The organism is Halorubrum rarum, from assembly GCF_048380895.1.
Lineage (GTDB): Archaea > Halobacteriota > Halobacteria > Halobacteriales > Haloferacaceae > Halorubrum.
Genome location: NZ_JBLWMN010000004.1, coordinates 73,522 through 91,586 on the forward strand (window position 1 = coordinate 73,522; position 18,065 = coordinate 91,586).

16 protein-coding genes and 1 CRISPR repeat array (1 of these 17 running past the window's edge) are annotated in these 18,065 nt (G+C 61.4%); of the genes, 4 read left to right on the forward strand and 12 right to left on the reverse strand.

Annotated features, from left to right (window positions below; all coding sequences use genetic code 11):
* A CRISPR array of direct repeats spans positions 1-1,526; the repeat unit is 30 nt; unit sequence GTTTCAGACGAACCCTTGTGGGGTTGAAGC; it begins 3,924 nt to the left of the window's first position.
* Between the two features lie 420 nt (positions 1,527-1,946).
* On the forward strand, positions 1,947-3,179 hold the full coding sequence (locus ACNSN7_RS03860) for a tyrosine-type recombinase/integrase (RefSeq protein WP_418280802.1): 1,233 nt from the start codon (positions 1,947-1,949) through the stop codon (positions 3,177-3,179).
* Here the strand turns inward: ACNSN7_RS03860 and ACNSN7_RS03865 are convergent.
* From ACNSN7_RS03865 to ACNSN7_RS03900, 8 genes are all read right to left on the reverse strand, one after another.
* Positions 3,176-3,358, reverse strand: a complete 183-nt coding sequence (locus ACNSN7_RS03865) for a hypothetical protein (protein ID WP_418280804.1) — start codon at positions 3,356-3,358, stop codon at positions 3,176-3,178. The genes ACNSN7_RS03860 and ACNSN7_RS03865 overlap by 4 nt on opposite strands.
* On the reverse strand, positions 3,358-3,546 hold the full coding sequence (locus tag ACNSN7_RS03870) for a hypothetical protein (RefSeq protein ID WP_418280806.1): 189 nt from the start codon (positions 3,544-3,546) through the stop codon (positions 3,358-3,360). Before ACNSN7_RS03870 ends, ACNSN7_RS03865 begins: the two co-directional genes overlap by 1 nt.
* Positions 3,543-3,815 carry a hypothetical protein gene (locus ACNSN7_RS03875; RefSeq protein WP_418280807.1) on the reverse strand — a complete coding sequence of 91 codons (273 nt, stop codon included), beginning with the start codon at positions 3,813-3,815 and terminating at the stop codon, positions 3,543-3,545. The genes ACNSN7_RS03870 and ACNSN7_RS03875 overlap by 4 nt, the downstream gene beginning before the upstream one ends.
* Positions 3,816-4,349: 534 nt before the next feature.
* Positions 4,350-4,745, reverse strand: a complete 396-nt coding sequence (locus ACNSN7_RS03880) for a hypothetical protein (RefSeq protein WP_418280808.1) — start codon at positions 4,743-4,745, stop codon at positions 4,350-4,352.
* A 91-nt stretch (positions 4,746-4,836) separates the two neighbouring features.
* Positions 4,837-5,592, reverse strand: a complete 756-nt coding sequence (locus ACNSN7_RS03885; protein WP_418280810.1) for a hypothetical protein — start codon at positions 5,590-5,592, stop codon at positions 4,837-4,839.
* Between the two features lie 597 nt (positions 5,593-6,189).
* Positions 6,190-7,095, reverse strand: coding sequence for a DUF8172 family protein (locus ACNSN7_RS03890; RefSeq protein WP_418280811.1), 906 nt, complete (start codon positions 7,093-7,095; stop codon positions 6,190-6,192).
* Complete coding sequence (locus ACNSN7_RS03895; RefSeq protein WP_418280813.1) at positions 7,058-7,465, reverse strand: hypothetical protein; 408 nt, start codon at positions 7,463-7,465, stop codon at positions 7,058-7,060. Before ACNSN7_RS03895 ends, ACNSN7_RS03890 begins: the two co-directional genes overlap by 38 nt.
* Positions 7,458-8,273 (reverse strand): recombinase family protein, encoded by an 816-nt coding sequence (locus tag ACNSN7_RS03900; protein WP_418280814.1) that lies wholly within the window; start codon positions 8,271-8,273, stop codon positions 7,458-7,460. The genes ACNSN7_RS03895 and ACNSN7_RS03900 overlap by 8 nt, the downstream gene beginning before the upstream one ends.
* 192 nt (positions 8,274-8,465) lie before the next feature.
* On the opposite strand from ACNSN7_RS03900, the gene ACNSN7_RS03905 reads away from it, so the two are divergent.
* The 3 genes from ACNSN7_RS03905 to ACNSN7_RS03915 are packed head-to-tail and all read left to right on the forward strand — an operon-like array spanning position 8,466 to position 9,834.
* Positions 8,466-8,771: a hypothetical protein gene (locus ACNSN7_RS03905; RefSeq protein ID WP_418280815.1), complete on the forward strand. Its 306-nt coding sequence runs from the start codon at positions 8,466-8,468 to the stop codon at positions 8,769-8,771.
* On the forward strand, positions 8,768-9,154 hold the full coding sequence (locus ACNSN7_RS03910; RefSeq protein ID WP_418280816.1) for a hypothetical protein: 387 nt from the start codon (positions 8,768-8,770) through the stop codon (positions 9,152-9,154). The genes ACNSN7_RS03905 and ACNSN7_RS03910 overlap by 4 nt, the downstream gene beginning before the upstream one ends.
* A complete protein-coding gene (locus ACNSN7_RS03915; RefSeq protein ID WP_418280818.1) occupies positions 9,151-9,834 on the forward strand; it encodes a zinc ribbon domain-containing protein in 684 nt (227 codons plus the stop codon). Before ACNSN7_RS03910 ends, ACNSN7_RS03915 begins: the two co-directional genes overlap by 4 nt.
* A gap of 127 nt (positions 9,835-9,961) precedes the next feature.
* On the opposite strand, the gene ACNSN7_RS03920 is transcribed toward ACNSN7_RS03915, so the two are convergent.
* The 4 genes from ACNSN7_RS03920 to ACNSN7_RS03935 all read right to left on the reverse strand — a co-directional run bounded on the left by ACNSN7_RS03920 (position 9,962) and on the right by ACNSN7_RS03935 (position 17,963).
* The gene (locus ACNSN7_RS03920) at positions 9,962-14,044 is read right to left on the reverse strand and encodes an outer membrane protein assembly factor BamB family protein (RefSeq protein ID WP_418280819.1); all 4,083 of its coding nucleotides are present in this window, start codon (positions 14,042-14,044) and stop codon (positions 9,962-9,964) included.
* A 246-nt stretch (positions 14,045-14,290) separates the two neighbouring features.
* Complete coding sequence (locus tag ACNSN7_RS03925; protein WP_418280821.1) at positions 14,291-15,046, reverse strand: hypothetical protein; 756 nt, start codon at positions 15,044-15,046, stop codon at positions 14,291-14,293.
* 528 nt (positions 15,047-15,574) lie between these two features.
* Complete coding sequence (locus ACNSN7_RS03930) at positions 15,575-17,290, reverse strand: helicase HerA domain-containing protein (protein WP_418280822.1); 1,716 nt, start codon at positions 17,288-17,290, stop codon at positions 15,575-15,577.
* Positions 17,291-17,318: 28 nt separating this feature from the next.
* A complete protein-coding gene (locus ACNSN7_RS03935) occupies positions 17,319-17,963 on the reverse strand; it encodes a hypothetical protein (RefSeq protein WP_418280824.1) in 645 nt (214 codons plus the stop codon).
* Positions 17,964-18,065 lie beyond the last annotated feature (102 nt).

Here is an 18,065-nt window from a genome sequence, read left to right on the forward strand (position 1 = left end):
GACGAACCCTTGTGGGGTTGAAGCGCTCCAGCAGATTCGGGATCGTTCTGCGTGGGACTGTTTCAGACGAACCCTTGTGGGGTTGAAGCTTACAGAGCGACTCGAAGGGTGGCTACTTCAACCGGGTTTCAGACGAACCCTTGTGGGGTTGAAGCCACTTTCGCCGCCCGGTTGGGTCGACTTCTTACCCGTTTCAGACGAACCCTTGTGGGGTTGAAGCCGCGTCGACATCGCCGAGGACACCGTCGACGGGTGTTTCAGACGAACCCTTGTGGGGTTGAAGCGAGAACGCGAACGTCGTCGACTTCGGGGAGGCAACCGTTTCAGACGAACCCTTGTGGGGTTGAAGCGGAATCGACGACGTCGACGAGATCGTGTATGCAGTTTCAGACGAACCCTTGTGGGGTTGAAGCTCTGGTTCGACGAGGACGCCGACGTCACCGGCGCCGGTTTCAGACGAACCCTTGTGGGGTTGAAGCGAGCAACAGCTCAAACTCGCGGTCGTCGAGTGCGTGTTTCAGACGAACCCTTGTGGGGTTGAAGCCGGTCGCGACGGTGCAACGCGTGCTCGATCGACGCGGTTTCAGACGAACCCTTGTGGGGTTGAAGCGTCCTCGACGATCGCCGCCGGACGCCGATCGAACGAGTTTCAGACGAACCCTTGTGGGGTTGAAGCAGCATCTGGGGGAAACTCTCCTCCTTGCGTGGGAGCGTTTCAGACGAACCCTTGTGGGGTTGAAGCCGCTCAAACCAGATAGACGCGGCCGTCGCGAGCGTTTCAGACGAACCCTTGTGGGGTTGAAGCGGTGCGTGGCGGTCGGATCGCCACACCTGCCCGCGTTTCAGACGAACCCTTGTGGGGTTGAAGCCTCGCGTAACTCCTCTTCGGTTGGGCCGCGATCAAGGTTTCAGACGAACCCTTGTGGGGTTGAAGCGAGCGCACAAAGAGGAGCTGCCGCGTCACTACGTCGAGTTTCAGACGAACCCTTGTGGGGTTGAAGCGGCCGGTCGCTGGAGGTCGACCACATTACGCCGATCGTTTCAGACGAACCCTTGTGGGGTTGAAGCCTGAACAGTTGAGTCGCCGACCTCCATCTCGGTCGGTGTTTCAGACGAACCCTTGTGGGGTTGAAGCAACGACCAGATCCCCGAGTGGGTGGAGGACGTCGTGTTTCAGACGAACCCTTGTGGGGTTGAAGCGATTACGAGATCGTCGTCGGCGAACAGGCGCGCGCGTTTCAGACGAACCCTTGTGGGGTTGAAGCTTGCACCCAGCCGAAGGTCTCACTGTCGAGATCGGTTTCAGACGAACCCTTGTGGGGTTGAAGCGGCGAGTACGGGCTCTCGCCCTACTGGACGCTCCGGTTTCAGACGAACCCTTGTGGGGTTGAAGCAGTGTGGTACGTGAACGAATTTGTATCAGCACTACCGGTTTCAGACGAACCCTTGTGGGGTTGAAGGGGTTGTATCTTCGAGGAGATCGCGACGTCGAGGTTGTTTCAGACGGACCCTTGTGAGGTTGTAGAGTGTAGTACTCGCCCTATGAATTGCCATCACAAGCAACTCTAGCAAGGTGCTCCGGGTCAGGTGCGCCGACTCCCTGTGTTTCTGCTGTAATCTGTCGAGCGAAGCGAGGCAGTGGCTTACTCCAGTGACTCCTTAGCCACACACGTAACTGAGAGTTAGCACCCCACCTCGAAGTTGCAACCCCAAATTCGCTGCGGCAGCCACTCACGTCACTCCACATGCTCAGAACACGGATGATTTCCGGACCACCGTCCCGTGACCTGGTGCGCAGGTCCCAACTGATTGGACGGATTCTTCAATGAACGAACACTACGAGTATTCAACGTGGGATGTAAACAGAAAGGTGGAAGCCGGAGGAGGGCGCTGAACCATTGGTTCAAAGCCGGGGTTATAAGATGGGTGCGGTGTTCATCGCGTGTGTGACCGATCCCAGCGACGAACTTGACACTCTCCGGGGCCGAATCCGGAGCGCCGACGCGATCGCCGAGGCGGACCGCGACGCCCTGCTCGAACTCGACCGCACGCTTCAACTTCTTAACTCGGAGTATTCGGATCATCGTAGACTGAAGCTCCTCCGGCACGTCACGATCTTGGCCGAGGAGGTGGGAGGGGTGGCTGCTGCGCTCGACGACCGCGATGCCGCCGAGGAGTTGGTGCGGTGGATCCATACGAACCGGACGAACGAGGAGACGAACCGCGATTATCGCGTCGCGCTCCGCGTGTTCGGTCGTCGCGTCACGGACGGCGACGAGACCCCCGACGCGCTCGCGTGGATCTCGTCGTCGACGTCGTCGAACTACGACCCCGCGCCCGAGCCGGGTGAGATGCTCGACTGGGAGGACGACGTCCTCCCGATGATCGACGAGGCACGGAACGCCCGCGACGCGGCCGCCCTCGCGCTTCAATTCGACGCCGGGCTCCGTGGCGGCGAATTTGAGGCACTCACCGTCGGCGATGTGACCGATCACAAACACGGCCTCCAGGTCACCGTTAACGGCAAGCAGGGCAAACGCACCGTGACGCTCATCCTCGCCGTCCCGCACGTCCAACGGTGGCTCTCCGACCACCCGGTGCCGACCGACGGCGACGCGCCGCTGTGGTCGAAGCTCTCGGCGCCTGAGCCGCTGTCGTACAAGATGATCACCAAGATGTTCGGATCGCCGGCGGAGCGAGCAGGCGTTACGAAGCCCGTCACCCCCACGAACTTCCGAAAGTCCTCGGCGAGCTACCTCGCGAGCCGCGGCATGCGGCAGCCGCACTTGGAGGACCATCACGGGTGGGTCCGCGGCAGCTCTGTCGCGGCGCGGTACGTCTCGGTGTTCTCCGAGGACGCGGATCGCGAGCTCGCCCGCGTCCATGGGAAGGACGTTGAGACGACCGAGCCCGACCCCACGGCCCCGGTCGAGTGCCCGCGCTGCGGCGAGGACACGCCGCGCGAGCGGGACCTGTGTGTGTGGTGCGGGCAGGCGCTCGCGCCCGACGCCGCGCGGAAGGCCGAGCACCTGGAGGACCTCATCGTCGAGTCGCTCGCCGAGGCGGACGGCGAGGACGCCGAGCGGCTCCTCGATTTCCGCAACGCCGCGAAGGACAACCCCCAGCTCCGGGCCGAGGCGATCGACGAGATCGCTGGGTTGCTCGACGGCGAGCATTAAACGGCCCCCCGTTCGACGCGAGTGAGGAGCGTCTTAATCACGGGCGAGACGGGGTAATCCTCCTCCGCGAGCGCCTCCAGGTCCTCGCGGTTCTCCTCGACGTACTCGCCGAGGCCCGCCTCGACGCCCATCTCATCGGCGACCTCGCGCCAGCCGGCGCTCGGTGATCCGTCGACCATTACGAGGACACCCCGAGGAACTCCTTGCGGTGCTTACGGCACAGGTTCGTCTCGACGGTTGTCTCCTCTCGCACGCGGACGCGCCGCCCGTCGCGAGTACACACGCCGCCCTGACACGCCGCGCTGCGCTCGGCGTCGACCATGATCACCTGACCGGGTGGATTTGGAGAGAGATCGCGGGCCCTCATCGACGCTCCCTCCACTCGTCGTCGACGTGGTCGCGCGCCTCCTCGACGCGCTCACGGCCACCGCGAACCTTCTCCCGTGCCTTCTGCGAGGCCTTCGCGCGGCCGACGCCGTGCTGCCGAGACCGGATCAGGTCGGCGATAAACGGAAGCCCGTACCGGCCACCGAGGAGGAGTAACGCGATCCCGGCGCCGATGACAAACCCGCCGGGGTTGGCGAAGGTAATGGCGACAGCGCCGATAGCGAGCCCCCAGACGATCCAATCGCTCATCGGTTGATCCTCCGCTTAGAGGTGTCTAGCGTCCGATTCGTGCGGTCGTGGGGGTGTGATTTTTGGATCATGTCCGGGATCACCCCGGCACACCTCCCCTTTAGTGAGCTCAGCGTGCCCCAGCGAGGGAAAAACTATTACCCCACGGCGGGAGTAATAACACGCGAGCCCACACATCCACTTACAGGGGGTTGTGCCGGCTCAGAAGTTGTCCCGCGTGGTCGCGCGGGACATTTTGGCTTATATCGATGAGTGATATCGATTAGTGGCTTCTCTCTGAGTTGTAGTTCCCCAATTGGAGCCACTCCACTAATATCTTTCCTAAGACATATTTGTAAATACACTTCTCCCTCAGGATATATTTCAGGCGTTATAGACCTCCTAACACCACTATGTAGAATGGGCTTAGAATTCATATAAAGTAATAAGTCTGATAAATTTGTGTTCAATAGGTGTCTGCCGGTATACCGCGTCTGAAGTGTGTTTGGGGCGGTCCGGGGCCTGTATCGCCCAGGTCCCCATAGCCCCGAGACGTTACTCATCGGTGGCCGCCTCCAGCTCCTCCCGAACGACCGACCGGATCCGCTCGTCGAGGTCCTCCGCCGATTCGCCTCGCAGCTCGTCGAGCGGCCGCAGTTCTTCTACGGCGGCGTCGACTCGCCCATCGAGCTCGTCACCCTCACCTGCGAGGAAAAGCCCCGCACGCTCCTCGTGAAGCCCCGACAGCGTGCTCACGGGGACACCCGTGTCCTTAGCCACGGTCGATTTCCCCTCCCCGCGCTCGACTCTCGCGATAGCCTCTCGTGTTCGGAGGAACTCCTCGGTGTCGACGCGGAGGCGGGAGTCGTCGTCGACCTCGAACCCGCACACGTACTCCGATACACCCCGTGTTGCCGCTGTAAACAAAGGGAGGTTGGATAGATATGTCATTGGCTTTGTTGAAACCCTCAGTAGTTGATGGTTTCACGTCCTCGGTCGCTCAGTACAGAGGAGCTGATTCATCAATTAAACAGGCCAAGGGTTACGTGAGGAAAAGTACAATCACATAGAAGCCCGTAATTAGTAGGGCATGAAATAGCTCGTTCTTGGTCAAGGGATTCCAAGCTACCATGAGTCGGAGGATGCGCTTATGAACGTCATCTGAGATCTCTGATAGATTCCTAGCAGCGGTCAGAAAGAAGAATCCAGTCAAAAACATCACACCGCCAATGAACACCTGATTTTCGAAGTCAAGCCCTTCGAAGATCGGGACGATGGCCAGTAGGAAGTTCACCATTCCAAGGGGTGCATTCTGGAACGCTTCATTTGAAACAGAAATATTCGCTATAGAGTCGAGAGCGCCAAGAGTCACTAACCTCCCCAAGAGACTACCGCTGATTAGGAACGCGCCGATAGAGAAGACAAACCCCCAAAATGAATAGACAGCGAAGCGAAAGAGGGGACGGTTTGAATATTCACTAATTGGCTCGACATCGCTATCGTGAGAAAAGAGAGCCTCATAGGAAATATTCAAGAAGCGTTCTGAGTATGTTGTACCCTCGTATTTCGTATTAGGAGAAGGTGCGTTTTCTTTCCGCTCCGATAAGTTGGACCGGGTGAAGGTAACAGTACGGATTAGCATCAAATAGAAAAACGACACAACGAGGGTGTACACAAATAGGAAGGGTGCTGGATTCGCAGCGGCAGGAATTTGCAATACAATCAATAGAATGATAAGATAAGGCACGGGAGCAATCACCGAAAATAAGAATTCTCTCATTTCCCTAGAAATAGTCATAATGTATCTTGGCAAGGACCAGTGAAGAGCATTAATCCTGTGGAAGCTCAGAGTAGATCGGTTGTCACTATGTATGCAGGGTTCATTGACCGGCTGCTTCAGAGTGGTTTGTATCTGAAGAAGAGGATTTTCAACAGAGCCATGTTATTCAATATAGGTAGTTAATTGACACCATCTGTTTCAGGATTTGTCTGTCTGCGTGCGTAGGGTCGCACTCAACCACGAACTCCCCTACCACTTCAGTGATCCCGCTGCCTTCCGGCTCAACGGCCAAGAGACGCTCCATGCGGTTCGCGACGCCGACGTGAGGGACGCGAAAGTCGGTGACAACACCAGGGTCTAGTTTACGCCCGACCGCAACATAGGCGGCGAAATCCGGCCTACTGCTATAGAGATTTGCTCCGGGTTGAGGAGCAGCTGATTGGGAACAATTTGCTCGAACACCATCTTCATAAGTGGGAGCGGCGTAGATCAGAGCAAGCATGGATTACGAAGAACTTCGATCTGCCCTCAATGACCGCGCTGGTGAGCGGTCCCAGCTTAGTAAAGGTTCGCGTGAGGTTGGTCGGAAGCTCGCCAACCTCCCAGACTGAGTGCTTACTCCGCCTGTAGCCTGTCGATAAACGCCCTTCTTCCATCATCAGTGACCTCCCGTAGGTGAGTGACATCTGCCTCTTCTAACAGTCGCCTCACGAATTCCCGAGTCTTCTCCCGGTGCCGTTGAGTGTAGTACTCGTGGTGGCCCCGTCGATCGAGATCGACATCGTCAAACGAGATGACGATTCCTTCCTTCCGCTCAACAGCACCGTACCCGTAGTGTTCTGCCCACCGGAATAGCGCGAGGTGATTCCGTAGCGTGAGAATCCTTTTTGAGTCGTAGATGAACCCCGCAATCCAGTTGTACCATTCTCCCTCCTCGCCTGTGTCGGGCATCTCGAAGTCGGCGTCGTAGGACGTGAGATAGCGATCAACCAAGCCGATTGCTGTCCGGTGGTTGGTGTTCGGCATTGGGTGTATGAGCACAAAATTGGACAGTAGCTCCGCCGCTACGTCGGGTACGGGCTGCTTCCACTGTACCCGACTCAGAACGTCTGGAACACGGTCGAGGTGTATGCCCTTGTACGTCCGGAACTCATTGCCCTGGTCCACCTTCTCCTCAAGAATCCCATCAAAGATATCCAGTACGGTCGACACGACAACTGCGCTCCGTTGCGTGAAATTCTCCAGAATCCACTCCACGCCGTTGTCATCAGAGTCTGGAAGTCCGGCGTCGTAGCTCTCCCACGTGTAAATTAAATAAATCAATTCATCACCAATCTGCTCTACACGCAGCTTCAGCGTGACGTGTTCCTTGTCTGTATACGCGTCCGCGCGTCTCACACACTCTTCGCGGTCGTTAGTAATGAATTCGATGGAGTATCGTCGGTCATCGGGGTGGTGATACTGTAGTACAAGTGTCTCCTCGTTAGAACTCATTCGTATCAGCCTCTTCGGGGCCGCCATCTTGCATCTCAGCCGCTCGTTTTTGAACTAATTCGATGTACGTGCGGACTTGCTCTTCGCTGAGATCGTAGGCGCGAGCGACCCATTTGACGCCCATCGTGGGGTTCGAGGCGAGGTACGCCATCACGATATCCTCGCGAGCACGTGCAACGGCCGGAGGAACACCCCGCTCCCCGGTCTTCCCCTCACGGAACCCGCCGGTGACGGTGTGCACGTCGGCGTAGAGTCGCGCTTTCTCCGGGGAGTAGAACGACTTCACGCGCCCTAGCGGACCTTCGTAATGGAATCGGTCCTCCTCTCCCTCGATGTGCTCGCGCACGATTCGGCAGTCGTGCTCGTACTCCTCAACGATCGTCTCGTCGTTACTCATCGGTGGCTGCCTCCAGCTCCTCCCGAACGACCGAGCGGATCCGCTCGTCGAGGTCCTCCGCCGGTTCACCCCGCAGATCTTCGATCGGCCGCAGTTCCTCTACGGCGGCGTCGACTCGCCCATCGAGCTCATCACCCTCACCTGCGAGGAAAAGCTCCGCACGCTCCTCGTGGAGCCGCGAGAGCGTGCTCACGGGAACACCCGTGTCCTTAGCGACAGCCGATTTCCCCTCTCCGCGCTCGACCCTCGCGACCGCCTCCCGCGTTCGGAGGAACTCCTCGACGTCGACACGGAGGCGGGAATCGTCGTCGACCTCGAACCCGCGGGGAGGGCGGCCGGTCCACTTCCCGGCCTCCTGAGCCGCACGGATCCCTGACCTGATCCGCCGGAGCTTCTGTTTGTGTTCCACGCGAGCGAGGTCGCCCATCACGCCGGCGATCAGCTGCTTCACCGCCCGGTCGACGATCCCGTCGTCGAGGTCAAGTTCGAGGCCGACCTCCAGGTCCTTGACCGACGTTTCGTGTTCGAGCGCGTGTTCGAGGAACTCGTGCGTCGCGCCGGCGCCGAGCCGGGAGAGTCTGGAGAGCTCGTGAACTACGACGGCGTCGAGCTTTCCGTCGCCGATATCGCTCCACAGCCGCTCGTACTCTTCACCGCGCTGTTCCTCGGCACCGCCGATCACGTCGGCGTAGAGCTCAACCTCCGGCTCGCCGTACTCGCGGAGGGCGTACTCTCGCGCCTCCTCGATCTGTCGAGTGGCATCCTGCTCGTCAGTGGAGACGCGGGCGTACAGCCCGATTCGCGTCATAGTTCTGGTTTACTCAGCGTAGCATATAAAGGGTGGGTCTTTTGAGAATGATTCAGAAAGGACTACCTTTTGAGAAAAGACTAAGTGCCAAGCGTTTGACCGTGTGAGTAGGCACCGAGGACGTTCGCGACTCTCAGCGGGGTCGTAGGAAACGTCCGGGGAGTAAGGGCTCCCCAGACAGGTGCCGCCACCATGACGGCAACACGAGACTCCGCCCCCAGCCGACTTGAATCCGGCGAGGGGCAACCGACGACGATAGCACAGCTCGACGACGTCCTCGATCTCCTCGAAGGGGTCGATTGGTCCGCCGTCGACGGAATGACGACCGCCGAGGCCGCGGCGCTCACAGAGCGGCTCACGGAGGCGCGTGAGCGGACGCAGGCGCGTCCCGACGGCGGCGCGTCCACCAAGGCCGACACCGCCTTCGACGCCCGCGACGTTCGCGCTGGCGACCTCGACGACGCGACAGTGCGGCAGGCGACGGAGGGCGGCCGATGAGCGCGACCCGCCGGCAGTACCTGGCGGGTGTCGCGGCTCTCGCTGCGGCGCGGTGGAACGACGCGGAGTACGATATCGACGCCGTCGACGAGTGGGGCCCGATTAAAGGCGGGCTCTACACGACAGGGGTCTTCTCGCCGGAGTCACTGCTTACAAGCGGGAACGACCCCGCCGCCGACTGGCTCGTCGAGGACGACGATCTCACCGATCGTACGCTGGAAGTGACGTACGATAGCGAAGGGGTCCAGCTCGCGATCGAGGGCAGCGCTGAGGACACACGCGCCGGCGGGCTCGCAGAGGTCTCACCCGAACAGGCAAGAGAGATCGCCGCAGCGATCTTCCAGGCCGCCGAGGAGCTGGAGCGACGTGAGGGGGACCGATGACCGACCGCGAGACGATCGGCACGGAGCACACGATCGTCGGCGTCGACCCCGGCGTAAAAGACATAGCTGTCGCTGCTCCGCTGTCGCCGCACCCCGACCAACCAGACGCGATCTACGCGGGATCGTGTACCGTGAAGGGCGTGCTCCACGGGTTTCGGCGCCGGATGAACTATCTCGCTGAAGAGGGCGGCGAGCACTGGCGCGGCGAGGCCGAGTCGCTCACCGAGCTCGGAGAGGTCCTCGATCAGCAGGTCGAGACCGCAGTCGAGCAAGTAATCGCGTACTCCCGCGGGTTCGAGCAGCCGGCGATCGCGTTGGAGGAGTGCAGCTACGACGCACCGACGCCACTGATCAAGCTCGTCGCCGGCGGCACCGAACCCGGTCACTGGATCCTCCCGCGGTTCGGCGAGCGGTTGGAGGAGGCCGCCGCCGAAGCGGATATCCCGCTCCGACGAGTCGACCGCGACGGGAGCTCGAAAGAGTGCCACCGCTGCGGCGGTCGGGTCGAGACCCGGTGGTCCTCGTGTATCCAGTGTCCCGACGCCGATTGCCCCGTCGACACCGCCGACCGCGACCGGAACGCGGCCGGTGTTCTCGCGCGGCGCCTCGACGAGCAGCTCGGCGAAGACCGCTGCCGAGACGAGCGAACGCAGCCGGGAACACTCGAAGCGGTGGAGTGATCGGCCCCACGTTACTATAATATAGTAACGTGAGAAGGCCGCCGAACGGGTTTTGCCTTCTCTCGCCGAATGCGTAGCGGCATCTTGGAGGCTCTCACCCCAGGGTAAGGGGTGGGAGAACCGACCTCTAGATCGCTGCTGACTCCGAAACGACCTCGCCGGGCGTCGCCTCGTCGACGGCCGGGGTGTAGGTGTTCATCGTGAGGATGGCGTCACTCGGCGCGATCGGTGTCGTCGAGAGCGGCAAGCCGACCCCCCAGATCGCGAGTTGGTAGAGAGCGCGATCGAAGATGGACGGGTTGCGGTTGACCTGCACGGTTGTCGTCCCGTCCGCCTCGGTGTACGTCTCGACGAGTTGGTGCGTGTCCCCGCTGTCGGATTTACGCGTCTCGAACATCCCGTAGCGGGTGTCCTCACTTGCCGTGATCGGCTGACCGGCGTCTCGGTGGACAAGTGCGTTCTCCGCATCGAAGTTCGCGTAGACACGCAACGAGACGTGGCGATCGACCGACCGCTGGTCGCTCCCCTGTACAACGTTGACGTTCATGGCGTCGACACGGAGCTGCTCGGCCCGAATGTCGAGCGTGCTCGGAGATTCGTCTCCGGGGGCCTGTGCAACGATGTCAACCTCATCACCGCTCATGTCGAGTGAGCCGCTTTCGAGGCCGTCACCCGCGAGCACCAGGTCCCCACCGATTCCGTCCGTCACACGGAGCGTCGCCGGGTTCGAGGTCGGACTCTCTTTCGCCGAGATTCGGAACGTCTCCGTGAACTCGCCGCCGATATCGTTCGAGTACGTCAACCGCACGGTGTGCGTGCCGGCCGTCTCAGGCGTGAACCGAACGCGCTCGTTGTTCTGCGTAACGTTCAGTTCCGACCCATCAGGCCCGTACACCTGTGCGCCCTCCGTCGCACCGAAGCTGTCATCGGATGACCGAGCGACGATCCCGACGGACTCGTCAACCCCCGGCCGCAGCGTTGACACGTCGATCGCGTCGACGTCAGGAATCTCTCCCTCGAACGCCGGGTTCAGCGCCGACCCGCCGCCCTGCCCGATCGCTCCGGCCTGCGAGACCGCCCGAACGTCAACGTCCGCGACCGCCCGATCGTCCGGCACCGGGAACTCATCGACCACGACCGTATCGCCATCGTCGAGGAGTCCGCCTGATTCGACGCTCCAGTAGTCGTCGCTCAAGGTCCGGGACGAGCCGTCCTCATAATGCAGGATGACTGCCGTCGCATCCTCATCGAGCGCGTCCATGAACGGTACCTCACCCGAGAGCGCGCCATCAACGATATCGAAGTTCGGGGGGCCGGACTCCATCCCCTGCTCCATATCGGCGAGCGCCTGCTCCATTGCCGCGAGTTGGGCTTGGAGATCCTCGTCGCTGGCGTTCTCGACGCTTTCGAGTTCGCCCGTCAACTCTTCGACGCGGTATTTGAGATCTTGGTTTTGTTCGACGACATCCTGAAGGTCGTCCGCGCGCTCCTCTTGGATCGCACGTTCCATGTCTTCGAGTTGCTCGCGAAGCTCTTCCTCGGTCATGTCGTCCGGATTCTCTATCTCTCCCCGGAGCTCTTCGATCCGCTCTTCGAGGTCGGTGTTCGTCTCGAACCGCTCTTCAAGTTCCTCGAATCGGTCTTTGAGTTCCCCTTCCGTTAGGTCATCAAGGTTCAAGTCGCCAACGAGGTCGCGAAACGCACTCTCTAACTCGGCAGTCGAGTCGTTGAGCAGTTGATCTGCGAGATCTTGCAGCCGGTTTTCGTGCGTCTCGATATCGGGGTTGAGCCCGCCGCCGAACTTGTGGAGCTCAACCTCGATGGTTGCGTTGTTCGGATCGTCGTACTCGCTGAGATCAACCCGCTTTGGCTCGGTGCTGGCGTAGATCGTCCCATCGACGCTCTGTGCCAACTCCATGATGTCCTGTGCATCTTGGTCCTCGAAGTCGTCGATGCCGACGTCCGGTCCCTTGTAGCCCTGAAGGTAGATCTCAGACCCAGAGACGTCCGGGAAATACTCCTGACGATTCGGCTCTAGGTCAGTTGGATCGGAGCCAGACGGCGCAAGTCCGGGGTTGACGTATCCATCCCCGTAATCCATCTTGCTCATGTCGATCGGCGGGATGCCGTCCTGCTCGTGATGCATCTTCACCAGCGTTTTCGTCGCATTCACGCGATCCCGCATCAACGTGTCCTCACCCAGATACGATTGCAGCATTTCTGCTTGCTCGGTGAGTTGATCGGCCTCGTCTCGGAGCTCGCTCGTCAGCACGTCGGTCGCCTCCCCGACCTTGATCACGTATCCGGGAGCGTCACTTTCTGCAACCTCAACCATGTAGTAGCCATCCGGGAGGTCAGCAGTGGCGTAATCGTGTTCGTAACTCGCCGGCCACACGCCACCGGAGTACGCCTCCCCCGACGTAGAGGTCACGTTGTGATGGTCCATCGTCTCACCGCTCGGCCCGAGCTTCGTGATCGTGAACGTCGGATCGTCGGCGATCGCTCCGTAGTGCTCGCTCGTAACGCCATCACTCGTCAGCCCCATGTTCGCGCCCTCGGTCGCGTCCCACGCGTAGAGATAGACCGTCTCGCCGCTCTCGAACTCTAAGCGAGGTATGAGGTCATGTGTATCCGCCCACCCGGCGATCCCCATGTCGCCTTCGGTGTGTGCAGTCGGGTAGACGCCGTCCGGTTGGTCGCCGTCGAACAGATCCGTCAGATCGCCGTACGTAATGTCGACCTCTTGGGGCGGTCGGAAGTCCTCGGGTTCGACGTTCTCAACCTCGTCGAGAATCCGCTCGGCTTCTGCCTCCTTGTCCTCGATCTCGTCACTGACCTGGTCGACGTCGACTGACCACGCCTCGATCGTTGCGTTGTGGACCGGATCGCCGTTCTGATCGACCGCGCGGAGAAGCGGAGCGGTGTCCTCCCAGCCGTCAAAGGTGTAGGTGGACTCAGGAGAGGCATAGGGAGACTCACCAGACACAGCGCCGACGGCATCCGAGTGTGCAGTACTCGTCCAAATCTCATCCCCTGTCTCTGCGTCCAGCGCCTTTACCGTGTTGTCGTTTGACCCTGAATATACCACGCCGCCGTTCGGGGACGCAGACACAGTTCGAGCGCGAGACCCGTGGACACTCGATGACCAGATCGTATCTCCCGTCCCTGTGTCCAATGCATATATTTCTTCGTCAAAAGACCCCGAGTACACTACGCCGCCGGATGGGGACGGAGAGACCTCATACATATTTGCAAAATACCCCGGAGGGTTCGATGACCATATCTCATCCCCTGTCTCTGCGCCTAGTGCTTTTACCTCGCCGTCACTCGTTCCTATGTATACTACGTCGCCGGATGGGGACGGAGAGGCCGTATACACCGTGGTCGAATGCCCCGATGTCCAGAGCGTCGCTCCCGTCTCTGCGTCCAGCGCCTTCACTGTATAGTCCGATGACGCCGAGTACACTACGTCGCCGGATGGGGAAGAAGAGACTCCTTCCACCGTATCAGAGTGGGTATTCGATGACCAAATCTCATCCCCTGTCTCTGCGTCCAGCGCCTTTACCGTGTCATCGGCGGATCCTGAGAACACCACGCCGCCGGATGGGGACGGAGAGACCGAACTCACCCAATCAGAGTGGGCACTCGATGACCAAATCTCATCCCCTGTCTCTGCGTCCAACGCCTTCACAGTGTTGTCGTGGGCGCTTGAGTACACTACGTCGCCGGATGGGGAAGAAGAGACTCCTTCCACCGAATCCGAGTGTGCAGTACTCGTCCAAATCTCATCCCCTGTCTCTGCGTCCAACGCCTTCACAGTGTTGTCGCTTGACCCCGAGTACACCACGTGGTCGTCTGGTGATTCTGCTTTCACAGTCCCCTCATGTTCGCTCCCTCCAAACGGCTGCGTCCCGACGAACGCAACCCCACCAACCATCGACGTCACCATGAGCACGGAGAACACGACCGAAAAAGCCGATTCGCGATCGGGGCGCGGGAGATTCCGAACGTCGACGTCGACGCTCGTCGCGAGGAGCGCGACGACGCCAGCGACCGCGACCGGAGCGATCGTCTCGACGACGCCACCGAGCACGACGTCGGGCGTCCCGAGTCGGACCCATATCGCCGCATTCCACACGACGGGGACAACCAACACTGCGAGGAGCCCGACGGAGACGACACTACGCGTCCGGTCGTAGCGATCGAGCACGTCGAGTCCGGCGTACGCGAGCGTGACGAACCCGACGGCGACGATCCCGGTCGCCGTCATCCCGACCGTCTCGAAGAGCCACGCGGCGATCGGGTTGGCCTCGACGGCGAGTCCGAGCAGCGCAGCGGTGATCGCCAGGTCGGCGATCAGGAACAACAACGCGAACGGCAGCACGCGACGCGGAGTCAGTGAGCGAGCGATTCGACTGTTGGATACGATTTTTCGTAACATGGTTTGTGTGTGAAGTCAGCGATCGCCGGCTCCCGCCAGCGAACTCTCTGCGACCGATTCGCCGGCCGTGAGCCGGCCGATGACGTACGTGAGGATATCGATGTCCCGGTATCCGCCCGTCGTCTTCAGCTGCCGAACGAGTCGGCGGGCGTCCGCGATCTCGCGGTCGAGCGGGTCCGTCTCGATCCCGTCGACGATCTCCTCGAAGCTGCCGAGCAGCTCCTCCTTGCTGAGGTCGCGAGCGACGCCGCCGAGCACGAGATATCCGTGTTCGGGATTTACCCGCCACTCCGCGCTCGGAGCAGCGTCGTCGTCACCGAGGTAGGGCGACGGTGGCGTGTACTCCGACGGTGCCGTGAGCACGACCTGTCGGTTCTCGCGGTGTAGCGCGCCGGTGTGGCCGCCGTACAGCTCTGCGTCGTCGACGACCGCCCACGGCTCGCCGTCGACCTCGGCGCGCTCAGCGACGGTCTCAGCGTGTAGCCACGCGAAGAGCTCGGCGACCGACCCGCCGCGATCCGGCTCCTCGAACATCGCGAACGGACAGAGCATCGTCGCTCGGTCACTCCAGAGCTGTTTGAGAATCCACTCATCCTTTGAGGTTCCTCGCTCTAGATCGACGTGGAGGTGTGTCGACTCGTCGAGCGTCTCGCGCTCAAAGTCGTACGCGCCGTCGACGCTCGCAAAGTAATTCTCGCGGGGGTAGGGCGACTCCCGCGGGGTCGATCCACCGGTTGGAGATGTCTCTCGTCGGGTTTGAACCTGGGTCATAACTGTCGTGCGGCGGCTAGAACCGCGCTGCCGCTATCTATCCGAGAGCAGAATCGGCCCGTCGCGCGGTGCGACGCGTTCCGGCGGACGAGTCAGCGACCACATCCGACCGGAGCATGGCGGGCGTGCCGTCTGCCTCTCAGTCTACTCTAACTGACGCACGCACCCGGTATAAAGGTTGTAGCGACAACTTTCTCGGCGAGTCACTCGCGGGCGGGACAGTCAGAGAGGTGGGTGTCGATACCGACGCTCGCGACCGGCTCACGGCAGAGCGGGCAGGTCGGTCCCGGCGAGCTCGGAGGGTCGGGATCGCCGAAGCACCTCTTACACGGCCCGGCGCCCAGCGGGAGCTCGCCCCGGTGCTCAGCAACCCGCCATTTTCCCGGAGGTGACTGGTTACCGACCATGCACGCCGGCCGATCGGCGTCTTCAGCGAGTTTGTGGAAGGAATTTGCGCGGGAATTCCGGAAACACGCTGGCTCCTGGAGCGGGGGGCGGGTGCCGCCGCGGGGTGTGTCCATACTCATATCACAGCTCCTCCATGATGTCCTGCGCCCGGTCACGGCGGCGGTTCTTCTCCTTGATCTCCGCGACGGAATCGAGATCGAAGTCCACTTTCGCCGGGCGCTGCTGCGTCTTCTGAACGACGCCGCGCGACTGAAGCGCCGACGACGCCTTGCTCACGTCCGACGTCGTCGAGACGCCGAGGTACTCCGCGATGGTGTCGTAGTCGACCTCGCCCCCTTCTTCGAGAATCGCAGCGACGACACCCTTCACGTACCGCGGCGAGCACGTCGCGCCGTCCTTGGCGTCCTCGATGGCGTCCTGAACGACGTCCTCTTCGAGGAAGTCCTCGTAGTCGGTCGGCACGCTGACGCCACCGCCCTGTTCTTCGAGCCGCGACACCTCGGACTCCAACTCACGGACGCGCTCCTCGCGCTGTTCGAGCCGCTCTCGAAGCTTCTCGTCGGACGCCGCCGTGTCGAGCCCGAGGGCGTCGTTCATCCGCCCGGCCGCCTCGCGGAGTTCGTCCATGTTCTCGACGGCCTGCTCGTACTCTTCGAGGTCCGCCACGCGGTCTTCGAGGTCCGCCACCTGTTCGGTCTTCTTGCGGAGATCGTCGCGGAGCGCCTCGTTCTCCTGTTCGAGTTCCGTGATGCGGGCGTTCTTCTCGTCGCGGATCTCGTCGATCTTCGCCTGGAGTGCCTCACCCCCTTCGTCGCCGCCGGCCGACGACATCAACGCCTGCGAGAACTGCTCGGCCATGTCGGTCATGTCGCGCGCCTGTTCGAGCTCGTCGCGAAGCTCCTCGATGGTGTCTTCGCGCGCCTCGATCTCGGCCTCAAGCTGCGCGATGCGGTCCTGCCGCTGCTGTTCCTGCTCGGAGATCGCTTCGAGTTCCTCGACGAGATCGCCACCGACGCTCTTCAGGTCCGGCCGCTCGAACTCGCCGAGGTCCGGCGTCGCGCCGGCGTCGAACGTCCGCTTCCGCCGCACCTGAACGCGCTGAACGTCCGCTTCGAGGAAGTCCGCCATCAGGAACGCCTCGCCGTCGCCGAGGTCCTGAACGGCGTCGGCGCGCTCGGCGTCGATCACCCGGCGCACGACCTTCGTGTCGTTGTCCCAGGTGAGCCGGTGCCACATCAGCCAGTCGCACTGGGTGATGAAGTCCTTCTTGACGTCGGCCGGGCGCTGGCTGATCCCGCAGAGGCCGAGGCCGCGCTTCCGGCCGCGCTTCGCGACGCGGATCAGCATCTCGCCCGTCTCGTCGAGCGCGCCGCCCTCCGGGAGGTACTCGTGGCACTCCTCCAGCAGCATCAGGAACGGTTTGTTCAGCTTCTTCTCCTTGGTGAACAACGCCGCAGCGGTCTCGCGAACGAGGGCGTTCGCCTCCTCGTCGTTGAGGAACCCCGACACGTCGAGGATGATCGGTACGTTGTCTTCGAGGGCAAGCTCGGCGAGCTTCTCCGCGTGCTCTGGACCGACCTGGAGGTCGCACTCCTCGTCTGCTCCGACGTGGAGAATCTCGTATTCCTCTTTCAGCCCCCAGTATTCGCCGTCTGTGTCGACCGCGAGGACCGGGAAGCCTCGGTCGAGCAACTCCTCCACGACCACGCTCGCCGTGTTCGACTTTCCAGAGCCGCTCTTCCCGGTGATAAACCCGCGCCCAGTGAGGATCTCGACGATCGGCAGCGTGGTATCGCCGCTCTCGTCGAGCGAGATGTGGTCCTCCTCGGTCGTCATGGTTGTCTGTTGTGTCTCACTCGACATATCAGTCACCACTCGCGGGCGGTGTCGGATCGCTCAGCGTGATCGACGACGGAACCACCCACCGGCCGCCTCCCTCCCCCTCCGGTGTGTAGAGCGCGCCTCGCTCCTTAGCGAGGGCGTACAGTACCGGGGTGATGACCTCCGACAGCCACACCTCGGGGTCATCGTGCCCGGCGGGGTGGTCCGCGTAGAGGCCGGCGAGTTCATCGCGGGTCGCACGTCCCGCGACTATGAGCGTGTGGAGACACGCCTCGACGGCGTCTCGCTCGCGTTCGAGGACGTCGCCGTCCGACGGGAGGATCTGAGCGATATCCACCTGTTCCCCAGCGAGGGCGTCCGACAGCGGTCGTTCTGTGGCGGTATCGCTATCGGTATCGTGTTCGGTATCGGTGGTTCTGTCGGGAGAAGGGGCTTCTTCGGCATGTGGTTGTTCCGAGATACGCTGCTCGATGCGGGCTATCTCGCCACGGAACTCGTCGCGGAGACGACTCTCCACGTCGTCGAGCTCGTCGCGAAGCTCCTCGCGAAGGCGAGGCTCGCCGAGTCGCTCGCGCATGATCCGCGAGACCGACTTCCCTGTCTCCTCCGACTCCGCCTCGATCTCCTCGTGGAGGTCCTCCGAGATCCGGAGCGTTGTCTGTTTCATCGTGTTCGATTTGTATTTAGATCTACCTCTAAAGAAGTGTTCGCCTGCCAACTACACGCCAACATCCGCGCGCGTTTTGCGAGATTGATTCGAAAGGTAGTG

What these genes read in the sequence shown, in the direction of transcription:
- ACNSN7_RS03910 (WP_418280816.1), top strand. Translation starts at nt 8,768, where the DNA reads ATGAGCGCGACCCGCCGGCAGTACCTGGCGGGTGTCGCGGCTCTCGCT.
- ACNSN7_RS03925 (WP_418280821.1), bottom strand. Translation starts at nt 15,046, where the DNA reads ATGACCCAGGTTCAAACCCGACGAGAGACATCTCCAACCGGTGGATCG.
- ACNSN7_RS03890 (WP_418280811.1), bottom strand. Translation starts at nt 7,095, where the DNA reads ATGGCGGCCCCGAAGAGGCTGATACGAATGAGTTCTAACGAGGAGACA.
- ACNSN7_RS03905 (WP_418280815.1), top strand. Translation starts at nt 8,466, where the DNA reads ATGACGGCAACACGAGACTCCGCCCCCAGCCGACTTGAATCCGGCGAG.
- ACNSN7_RS03875 (WP_418280807.1), bottom strand. Translation starts at nt 3,815, where the DNA reads ATGAGCGATTGGATCGTCTGGGGGCTCGCTATCGGCGCTGTCGCCATT.
- ACNSN7_RS03865 (WP_418280804.1), bottom strand. Translation starts at nt 3,358, where the DNA reads ATGGTCGACGGATCACCGAGCGCCGGCTGGCGCGAGGTCGCCGATGAG.
- ACNSN7_RS03935 (WP_418280824.1), bottom strand. Translation starts at nt 17,963, where the DNA reads ATGAAACAGACAACGCTCCGGATCTCGGAGGACCTCCACGAGGAGATC.
- ACNSN7_RS03895 (WP_418280813.1), bottom strand. Translation starts at nt 7,465, where the DNA reads ATGAGTAACGACGAGACGATCGTTGAGGAGTACGAGCACGACTGCCGA.
- ACNSN7_RS03915 (WP_418280818.1), top strand. Translation starts at nt 9,151, where the DNA reads ATGACCGACCGCGAGACGATCGGCACGGAGCACACGATCGTCGGCGTC.
- ACNSN7_RS03880 (WP_418280808.1), bottom strand. Translation starts at nt 4,745, where the DNA reads ATGACATATCTATCCAACCTCCCTTTGTTTACAGCGGCAACACGGGGT.
- ACNSN7_RS03930 (WP_418280822.1), bottom strand. Translation starts at nt 17,290, where the DNA reads ATGACGACCGAGGAGGACCACATCTCGCTCGACGAGAGCGGCGATACC.
- ACNSN7_RS03885 (WP_418280810.1), bottom strand. Translation starts at nt 5,592, where the DNA reads ATGACTATTTCTAGGGAAATGAGAGAATTCTTATTTTCGGTGATTGCT.
- ACNSN7_RS03900 (WP_418280814.1), bottom strand. Translation starts at nt 8,273, where the DNA reads ATGACGCGAATCGGGCTGTACGCCCGCGTCTCCACTGACGAGCAGGAT.
- ACNSN7_RS03870 (WP_418280806.1), bottom strand. Translation starts at nt 3,546, where the DNA reads ATGAGGGCCCGCGATCTCTCTCCAAATCCACCCGGTCAGGTGATCATG.